The organism is Christensenella sp. (assembly GCF_034927525.1).
Taxonomy (GTDB): Bacteria; Bacillota; Clostridia; order Christensenellales; family Christensenellaceae; genus Christensenella.
The window spans coordinates 1-7,822 of the sequence record NZ_JAYFPU010000052.1; the positions used below are offsets into that span (position 1 = coordinate 1).

Sequence of the window (7,822 nt, forward strand, 5' to 3'; positions counted from 1 at the left end):
CATTATTTTCGTCAATAGAAAAGACCCAATCGTTTGCAAGGTTCAAAAAGCCGATGACGATCCCCACTACAAGCGGCGCAAGCGCGGGTAATCGGTATTTCCCAAAAAACTCCGCATCCTTGTCAAAATACACCATCGTATACCATATCCACATAAACGGAATAATGATGTTCAACAGGTAATAGACCGTGGAGACAAAATAATTCAGCTCGATTGCATACAAAAATTGTCGTCCGTCCAAAAGCCACATACCGGAATCGAAAACCAATACGAACATAAGCGCGATAATAATCATATTGAAGACTTTTTGGTCAGCAGAAAGCCCTGCCGCCTTGTGCTGGTTTCCCAGCATGATAGCGGCAATGATCAGCCCTATTAAGTTGACTTCAAGATACAAAAAAGTGGTCAACATATATTTCCCCAACTCCGCAATCAAAACGACCTGCGCGTAAATCCGCGCAGGCGTCTTTTACTTTTCATATTATACGATACATATCAGTATTCATGCAATATACCAGTATACATTTTTTATCTCTTGATATTCTTGAATGCTTCCGCCTGCTGGCGGATACCCACCTCCGCAGCAAACCGCTCGATGCTCGAAGCGCCAAAGAAGCCATCCACACCCTTCGTACGGCTGATCACATATTCCGCGTCCTCCGGCTCTGCGATCGGGCCTCCGTGGCAAATCACGAAAATATCCGGGTTAACGGCGCGTCCCGCGTCGCAGATCTCCTGCACACGCTCCACACAGTCATCAAGCGTCAACGCCGTATGCGCACCAATGGAACCCTTTGTAGTGAGACCCATATGCGCCACCAGGCAGTCAGCGCCAGCCTCCGCCATTTTTTTCGCGTCCTCTGCGTTAAATACATACGGGCAGGTGAACAGGTCGAGCTCGTGTGCCTTGCGGATCATGTCCACCTCCACATCATATCCCATACCTGTTTCTTCGAGGTTTAAGCGGAACATGCCGTCAATAAGCCCCACTGTCGGAAAGTTTTGTACGCCCGAGAAGCCCTGCTCCTTCAATTGCTTTAAAAAAACGTCCATCAAACGGAAAGGATCAGTGCCGCATACACCCGCCATCACCGGCGTATCTTTAACGACCGGCAGCACCTCACTGCCCATCTCCACTACGATCTGGTTTGCGTCACCATAAGAAAGCAACCCCGCCAGCGATCCACGCCCCGCCATGCGGTAACGTCCGGAATTATAAATGATGATCAGGTCTACGCCGCCCATTTCGCCGAATTTCGCCGAAATACCCGTTCCCGCGCCCGCGCCAAGGATGATCTTTCCCTGTGCGCCCTGTTCCTTTAACCTGCCAATGATCTCTTGTCTTTGCATGTTTATTTCTCCTTTTTACAATTGATTTCGTCTATTAATTTTTGTGCGGCAGCCCGTCCGAACTGCGCGTCATTGATATGACAGTCCATCTCGATGAGCTCTACCCTCTCCGGATCGATATGTTCACGGATCACTTCAAAAAGCGCTGCGTCCTCCTCTTTTCCGTGAAACGGCTCGCCCTCTTTATCGATCATGGAAACGCCCCCAAGTGGCAGCATCAGCGCCGCAGGGCCTGTGCTCTTGTTGATCTTTTGCGCGATCACGCGCCCAAGCTGCTTGTTTTCCTCTTGCGTCGTACGCATAAGCGTGGTCGTCGGATTGTGACGGTAGAAATTGCGTCCTTTATATTTTTTTGGCACACTGTCATATGGCCCGAAGTTCACCATATCAAGCGCACCAACGGAAACCACCTGTGGCACGCCACACTTCGCCGCCGCATCCATGCGCTCTTTTCCCGCCGCAAGGATCCCGCCAAAAAGCTCGTCACACCATTCCGTAGTCGTAAGGTCTAGTACGCCCTCAAAAAATCCGGAGGCAATCAAGCTTTCCATTGTTTTCCCACCCGCGCCTGTCGCGTGGAACACCAACACCTCATATCCGCGTTCCTCCAGATATTCGCGCGCCGCATCCACACACGGAGTGGTCACGCCGAACATCGTCGCCGCAACAAGAGGCTTTTTCTCCACCTGCTGCCGCGCTTCAAATTTCAGCATACCTGCCATCGCGTGCGCCGCATTGGAAAATATCTTCATCGAGAGCGAATTGAGCCCCGCCACATCCACAATGGACGGATACATAATGATATCGCTTGTCCCTACATAAACAGAAACGTCGCCCGCCGCCATCGTAGAAACCATGATCTTTGGCACACCGATGGGCAGGGCGCGCATCCCCGGCGTCACGATAGACGTACCGCCCGACCCGCCGAAAGACAACACACCGTCAAATTTCCCTTCGCCAAAAAGCTTGGGCAATAAAATCTCGATCCCCTTGGAAAGCGTAGCCGTCGCCCGTGCACGGTCTTTTGCCCGTGCGAGCTCCTCGATATCTTCGCCCGCTGCACGCGCTACCTCCGCGTTGCTGACGTCAGGTGTAAAAGCGCTCTCAAATACACCGCTATGGATCGTAAATACGTCGATCCCTACGTCGTTTAGCAGTCCTTTTACATATAAGTATTCGGCTCCCTTAGAGTCAAAGGTGCCCACCAGTGCAACAGTTTTCATATTGTTTTGCTCCATTTTGGATTTGTATACAGTATACCACTTCATGCGCCTGCGCACTATAGATTCCTGCTACTTTCGTTATCTTTATCAGGAAGAAAGGGCTTGCAAAACCATGAAAATATGATAGAATAGAAAAGTCCTTGTAAAACAGAATATCTGGGTGTGGCGCAGTTTGGTAGCGTGCTTGAATGGGGTTCAAGAGGTCGCAGGTTCAATTCCTGTCACCCAGACCAAGAAAAAATGACACACATAGGTGTGCCATTTTTGTTTTAGAAGTTGTCAACGGCAACATCGTAACAAAACGATTATATCAGAAGGAGAAAAGAATGAAAGGACAAACATTTTTGGTGGGAGGCGATCCAGCTACGGCTCGCAATACTGTTTATGCCGCTCTGGAGAATCAAGGTTTTACCCTGACTCATATTGATGATTGGTCTGCCGATGCGGAAAGAGGCTCCTCGGGCGCATCGGTTCTTCTTGGCGCATTTGCCGGAAAAAAGGGACGTCATGTAAAGCTGCGGGTCACATGCGAATCAGCTCCGGAAGGTACTGTGATCACGCTCACACAGGGAACCAGCGGCGTTTCAGGTGGACTTATCGGTGTAAGTCAGGCCTCCAGCCTTTACTCTGATATCTACAATGCCGTAGGCCTGACTTTCCAGAACGCCGGTGTTTTGATATCGAGGGGAAATATATAAGGAAGAAACTTACTATATTTAGCAAAATACTAATGACCATTTAAAAGCTGTATGGTCATTCTATTGCAGTCATGAAATTCCCTGAGCACAATCTACTTTATTTCCTGTTCCAAGTTCTTAAATATCCTATCATCGAAAAAATCCGTGACCGATATCTCAAGTCCGTCACAAAGTTTCTTGACCGTTAAAACCGATAAATCACGCCTGCGGTTGTCCATCATGCTGTAAACCGTAGAAGGCGCTATACCTGCCCGGGTCGCTAATTCGTTCAGCTTGATACCTTCTTGTTCGCACAACTTTTTAAATCTGGCTACAATTGCATCTTTGATATTCATTTAATCACCCTCAAGGCGATTTTAACTTTTTATTCGCAAAGGCGTATACGCATTTGCGTATTTTCGCTATCTGGTTTATCATTCATATTGAGGAAATAACTATGTATGAAAATGTCATTATCCCTGAAGATGGCGATACCACTGTTCTAATCATAAAAGCAACTTAATTTTAGCGTATCCATATTCACGCAGCCACGATCCTGCCCTCACATCAACACATAGGAACATTTTTTATTCTATGATATAATCAATAGCGTAAGAAAGGACGGTATTCCGATGGAATTGACTGCAATGAAAAACATAGGCGCTGAAATGCAAAGGAAACTGAACGCCATAGGCTTTGACAGCGCGGAGGAATTGACCAGGACCGGCAGTAAAGAAGCATATTTCCGTTTGAAATCATCATATCCGGAGGTCTGCCTTGTCCACCTTTATGTGCTGCAAGGCGCAATTGACAATATAGCTTTCAACTTACTACCGCAAAATATCAAAAACGAATTAAAAGCGTTCAGTGACAACCTGAAATAATATGATGGATGAAATTCTAACATTTCCAAATAGGGCGGCATTTCGCGAATGGTTAGCCAAGAACGGGACAAGCAGCAGCGGTATATGGTTGCTTTTCGGCAAAAAGGGCGGCCCGGTGACCCTTACGGCCGGCGAAGCCTTAGAAGAAGCCCTTTGCTTCGGATGGATCGACGGACAAATGCAAAGCCTTGACAGCACAAAATATAAGAAGTATTTTGCGTGCCGTAGAAAAAACAGCAAATGGTCAGATAAAAACAAGGCCTTGGTCGAAAAACTTGAGATGCAAGGAAAAATGACTGATCATGGCAGGAAAAAAATAGCGGAAGCCAAAAAAAACGGCCAATGGGATGCACCGAACCCGTTGACCGTTTCTGAAGAACAACTATTGCTCTTATCCGGATTGTTAAAAGAACACGAGCCTGCCTGTACGAACTTTCATGCAATGTCCCCGTCTGTAAAAAAGACATACGCACGGGCATATTTCGACGCAAAGACAGACGCCGGGCGAGCCAGCCGCTTCGTATGGATGATCGAGCGCCTTAACAAGAACCTAAAGCCTATGTGAACACCCGATCAAGTCGCTTAAATCGTTTGTTTTACGGTTTTTGCAGTAACCTCTAATACCCGGGTCAGAAAAGAATACTTTTCCTTCATCATGTCGTATGCTTCCCCGGAAGAAATAAATTTTGCTGTACCATCGATCACAAAGCCGGTACCCATACCCATTTTGCCTTGCACTTCCGGGCTGCCCAGGGAAAGTATGATCTTGTCGTTCTCATTGATATTTTTTTCCGTCTGGTGCATCCAAGCCGCAGGGATCAATATCTTATCATTTTCATAAATTTGTAAATAACTGTTCCATGTGTTCGATACATGCGCGCTGCCCCCTGCATACGTGGTGATGGACACCACTCCATTGTGCGTCAGAACTTCTTTAAAAACATCATTAAACATTTTTTGTTTTCCTTGTCAGATTGTATCAATTATTTGTATTTTTCCTATATATCTATACCATATATTCGGGCTGCAAAACTTTATTTTGTCTCCGATATATACTCACCCTATCATAATACTATCCTTGGGATAGCGTATCCGCGCGTCCGGCCTCTCAAGCCGCGCCGCAAGTGCCATCGTAAAGGTAAAGATGCCCACACGCCCGCCATACATCAGTATGATGAATACGATCCGGCTCGCGTCGGTAAAATTGGCGGTATTGGCGGAGGTAAGCCCCACCGTTCCAAAGCTGGAAACCACCTCATAGATCGTGTCTGACAGTGTGATCGGGTTGTCATACTCGATCAGCGAAACGATACCGATCGCAACGCAGACAAAAACCACACCCAGCGCCGTTGTGACGACCGAGCGCAGCACGATCGTTTTGCGTACCGTACGCTTGAATACCACAACATCTTCTTTGCCGCGTATAATAGCTATGATAAACAGAAACAAAAGCGCTATCGTCGTTGTTTTGATACCCCCTGCCATACTCGAAGGCGACCCTCCGATAAACATCCAGACCGCAGTCACAATCTTGGAAGCGGGCATCAGACCGTCCTGCGGGATCGCCGCAAATCCTGCCGTACGTGCAGAGATCGACTGGAACAATGCCTGCATCGCCTTTTGGGGCGCGGGAGCGTTTTCCGCCCCCAGCGTACGCGGGTTGTTGTATTCAAGGATCAAAAACAATAAGAACCCCACAGCCGTCAAAATAAGGCTAACACTGATGGCGACTTTGGTATGCAGGCTCAAATGATGCTTTTTATTCCTGACCTTCCGGTAGACGTCCAAAATGACATAAAAACCGATGCCGCCCAATACCATCACACACATCGTAGTGATCATAACAAGCGGATCACCGGCGAACAGACCAAGGTTCGTACCCGCGCCAAACAACTCAAAACCGGAATTGCAAAAAGTAGACACCGACTGGAACAGGCTGTAGTATAGGCCGTTCACAACCCCAAACATAGGAACAAAACGAATCGCAAAAATCAAAAAAGCGCCCGTCTCGATGATTGCCGTCATAATAACGATATCGCGCACCATCTTTACAATGCCCTGCAGCTGCGGGTCGTCCATAGAACTTTGCAGGATCAGGCGGTCGCGCAGCGTAAAACGCTTGCCAAGCATCATATACAGCATAGAGGTCATCGTCATGAAACCGATGCCGCCAAGCTGTATCAATACAAGCAACGTCACCTGTCCAAATACGGAAAGCGTAGCGCCGATATTAAAGACACTTAACCCTGTGACGCAGACAGCAGATGTGGACGTAAAAAAAGCGTCCAAAAAACGTATCGAATCCCCGCTTTTTGTGGCAATGGGTAACGACAAAAGGATCGTCCCGATCACGATCATGATCCCAAAACCAAACACCAGCATTTGCGAGGGGCTGAAGCCATGCCATTTGAAACGTCTCGTCATAGCAAAACGATTCTCCTTTAAACGTGATGAATTCCAATTGTTCCGCTGTGAATAGGATAGCAGTCAAAAACGGTTCTGTAAAGCCAAAAAATGAATTGCCTTACCCGATCGCTTTATGTTACGATAACTCCACAGAACAAATTTTTTGCTCAAACACACAACCACATCGGAGGTTATTATGGAAATTGTAAAAGTGTATAAAGAAAGTATGCCCCACGTAAAGCTGATCGGCAAACGCTATACCAACGAAGACAGGGACGAAACCGGAACCTTCGCCGGCTATTGGCAGCAGTGGTTTGCTGAAGGCTGGTTCGATATTCTGAATCAGTGCAAAGGGATCTCTGGCGTAAGCGAAGACTTTCTCGGCGCAATGCGCATGACCGGCGCAGACGGCAGCTTTGAATACTGGATCGGCGCATTTTTAGCGCCAGACGCAGATGTTCCCGAAGGCTTTGACGCAGTCGAGATTTCTGCGGGAGAGATCGGCGTGTGCTGGCTTTACGGAAACGAAAAAAGCGGCGAGCTGTTCGGCATGGATGCGTCCAATATGTCTATGGCTGCCATTTCCGCGGAAGGCTGGAAATTCTCTGACGACGGCTGGTTTATGGAGCGTTACAATTCACCGCGCTTTACAACGCCGGACGAAAAAGGCAACGTAATCCTCGATATCTGCGCCTATCTGGTTTAAGAAAATCCGCTTATGGATACTATCGTATTGTGCCCTTTCTCAGACGCCGATATCCCGCTGCTTGCGGCATGGCTTGATAAAGAATATATCAAAAAATGGTATCACGATCCGGATGAATGGCTGCGCGAAGTACAGAACCGTCATGGTGAATTCCGCTTTCTCAATCACTTCATCGTCACATATACCAGTAAACCCATCGGGTTTTGTCAGTACTACGCATGCGAGGACGCAAAAGAGGAATGGTATCAGGGTATCCCCCTTGCGGGTTCGTACAGCATCGACTATCTGATCGGCGAAGAAGAATTCCTTGGAAAAGGACTTGGCAAGTCCATCATTGCCGCGCTCGTTGAAAAAATATTCTCTCTGTCCGGTGCACAGCGCATCGTCGTGCAGCCAGAGGAGGAAAACAAGGCCTCATGCAACGCGCTTCTTTCCAATGGCTTTTATTTTGACGAAGCGAACAGTCTTTACCAAAAAGACCGCGCATAAAAATCGCATCAAAAAAGGAGCAAATCGCTTTGCTCCTTTTTTTTTATCATTACAGCGGCAATATCGTCTTTTTGTATTCAGTATTCA

At 47.5% G+C, this 7,822-nt stretch carries 11 protein-coding genes and 1 tRNA gene; 6 read left to right on the forward strand and 6 right to left on the reverse strand.

Annotation, left to right across the window (positions count from 1 at the left end):
* From VB081_RS01810 to VB081_RS01820, 3 genes are all read right to left on the reverse strand, one after another.
* A partial coding sequence (locus VB081_RS01810; RefSeq protein WP_323399147.1) for a hypothetical protein occupies nt 1-412 on the reverse strand: 412 nt, incomplete at its 3' end.
* 116 nt (nt 413-528) lie between these two features.
* Nucleotides 529-1,350 (reverse strand): phosphoenolpyruvate hydrolase family protein, encoded by an 822-nt coding sequence (locus VB081_RS01815; RefSeq protein ID WP_331675938.1) that lies wholly within the window; start codon nt 1,348-1,350, stop codon nt 529-531.
* Between the two features lie 2 nt (nt 1,351-1,352).
* The gene (locus VB081_RS01820; RefSeq protein ID WP_323399148.1) at nt 1,353-2,573 is read right to left on the reverse strand and encodes a Tm-1-like ATP-binding domain-containing protein; all 1,221 of its coding nucleotides are present in this window, start codon (nt 2,571-2,573) and stop codon (nt 1,353-1,355) included.
* A 156-nt stretch (nt 2,574-2,729) separates the two neighbouring features.
* On the opposite strand from VB081_RS01820, the gene VB081_RS01825 reads away from it, so the two are divergent.
* Nucleotides 2,730-2,806, forward strand: a tRNA-Pro gene (locus tag VB081_RS01825).
* A gap of 93 nt (nt 2,807-2,899) precedes the next feature.
* Entirely contained in the window at nt 2,900-3,271 is a 372-nt protein-coding gene (locus tag VB081_RS01830; RefSeq protein ID WP_323399149.1) for a hypothetical protein, read from the forward strand.
* A 92-nt stretch (nt 3,272-3,363) separates the two neighbouring features.
* Here VB081_RS01830 and VB081_RS01835 read toward each other — a convergent pair whose 3' ends face one another.
* Nucleotides 3,364-3,606 carry a helix-turn-helix domain-containing protein gene (locus tag VB081_RS01835; protein WP_323399150.1) on the reverse strand — a complete coding sequence of 81 codons (243 nt, stop codon included), beginning with the start codon at nt 3,604-3,606 and terminating at the stop codon, nt 3,364-3,366.
* Nucleotides 3,607-3,882: 276 nt separating this feature from the next.
* On the opposite strand from VB081_RS01835, the gene VB081_RS01840 reads away from it, so the two are divergent.
* Entirely contained in the window at nt 3,883-4,134 is a 252-nt protein-coding gene (locus VB081_RS01840) for a TfoX/Sxy family DNA transformation protein (protein WP_323399151.1), read from the forward strand.
* 4 nt (nt 4,135-4,138) lie between these two features.
* The gene (locus VB081_RS01845) at nt 4,139-4,699 is read left to right on the forward strand and encodes a YdeI/OmpD-associated family protein (protein ID WP_323399157.1); all 561 of its coding nucleotides are present in this window, start codon (nt 4,139-4,141) and stop codon (nt 4,697-4,699) included.
* A 17-nt stretch (nt 4,700-4,716) separates the two neighbouring features.
* Here VB081_RS01845 and VB081_RS01850 read toward each other — a convergent pair whose 3' ends face one another.
* Together VB081_RS01850 and VB081_RS01855 are read right to left on the reverse strand one after the other, a co-directional pair.
* Complete coding sequence (locus VB081_RS01850) at nt 4,717-5,088, reverse strand: pyridoxamine 5'-phosphate oxidase family protein (RefSeq protein ID WP_323399152.1); 372 nt, start codon at nt 5,086-5,088, stop codon at nt 4,717-4,719.
* A gap of 102 nt (nt 5,089-5,190) precedes the next feature.
* Nucleotides 5,191-6,558 carry a TrkH family potassium uptake protein gene (locus VB081_RS01855; RefSeq protein ID WP_323399153.1) on the reverse strand — a complete coding sequence of 456 codons (1,368 nt, stop codon included), beginning with the start codon at nt 6,556-6,558 and terminating at the stop codon, nt 5,191-5,193.
* Nucleotides 6,559-6,736: 178 nt separating this feature from the next.
* On the opposite strand from VB081_RS01855, the gene VB081_RS01860 reads away from it, so the two are divergent.
* Both VB081_RS01860 and VB081_RS01865 read left to right on the forward strand, forming a co-directional pair.
* Nucleotides 6,737-7,246: a GyrI-like domain-containing protein gene (locus tag VB081_RS01860; RefSeq protein WP_323399154.1), complete on the forward strand. Its 510-nt coding sequence runs from the start codon at nt 6,737-6,739 to the stop codon at nt 7,244-7,246.
* A 12-nt stretch (nt 7,247-7,258) separates the two neighbouring features.
* Nucleotides 7,259-7,735, forward strand: coding sequence for a GNAT family N-acetyltransferase (locus VB081_RS01865; RefSeq protein WP_323399155.1), 477 nt, complete (start codon nt 7,259-7,261; stop codon nt 7,733-7,735).
* Nucleotides 7,736-7,822 lie beyond the last annotated feature (87 nt).

Bases quoted from the DNA above. Each gene is read 5' to 3' on its own strand.
- VB081_RS01820 (WP_323399148.1), bottom strand. From the start codon at position 2,573: ATGAAAACTGTTGCACTGGTGGGCACCTTTGACTCTAAGGGAGCCGAA.
- VB081_RS01860 (WP_323399154.1), top strand. From the start codon at position 6,737: ATGGAAATTGTAAAAGTGTATAAAGAAAGTATGCCCCACGTAAAGCTG.
- VB081_RS01835 (WP_323399150.1), bottom strand. From the start codon at position 3,606: ATGAATATCAAAGATGCAATTGTAGCCAGATTTAAAAAGTTGTGCGAA.
- VB081_RS01840 (WP_323399151.1), top strand. From the start codon at position 3,883: ATGGAATTGACTGCAATGAAAAACATAGGCGCTGAAATGCAAAGGAAA.
- VB081_RS01830 (WP_323399149.1), top strand. From the start codon at position 2,900: ATGAAAGGACAAACATTTTTGGTGGGAGGCGATCCAGCTACGGCTCGC.
- VB081_RS01850 (WP_323399152.1), bottom strand. From the start codon at position 5,088: ATGTTTAATGATGTTTTTAAAGAAGTTCTGACGCACAATGGAGTGGTG.
- VB081_RS01815 (WP_331675938.1), bottom strand. From the start codon at position 1,350: ATGCAAAGACAAGAGATCATTGGCAGGTTAAAGGAACAGGGCGCACAG.
- VB081_RS01845 (WP_323399157.1), top strand. From the start codon at position 4,139: ATGGATGAAATTCTAACATTTCCAAATAGGGCGGCATTTCGCGAATGG.
- VB081_RS01855 (WP_323399153.1), bottom strand. From the start codon at position 6,558: ATGACGAGACGTTTCAAATGGCATGGCTTCAGCCCCTCGCAAATGCTG.
- VB081_RS01865 (WP_323399155.1), top strand. From the start codon at position 7,259: ATGGATACTATCGTATTGTGCCCTTTCTCAGACGCCGATATCCCGCTG.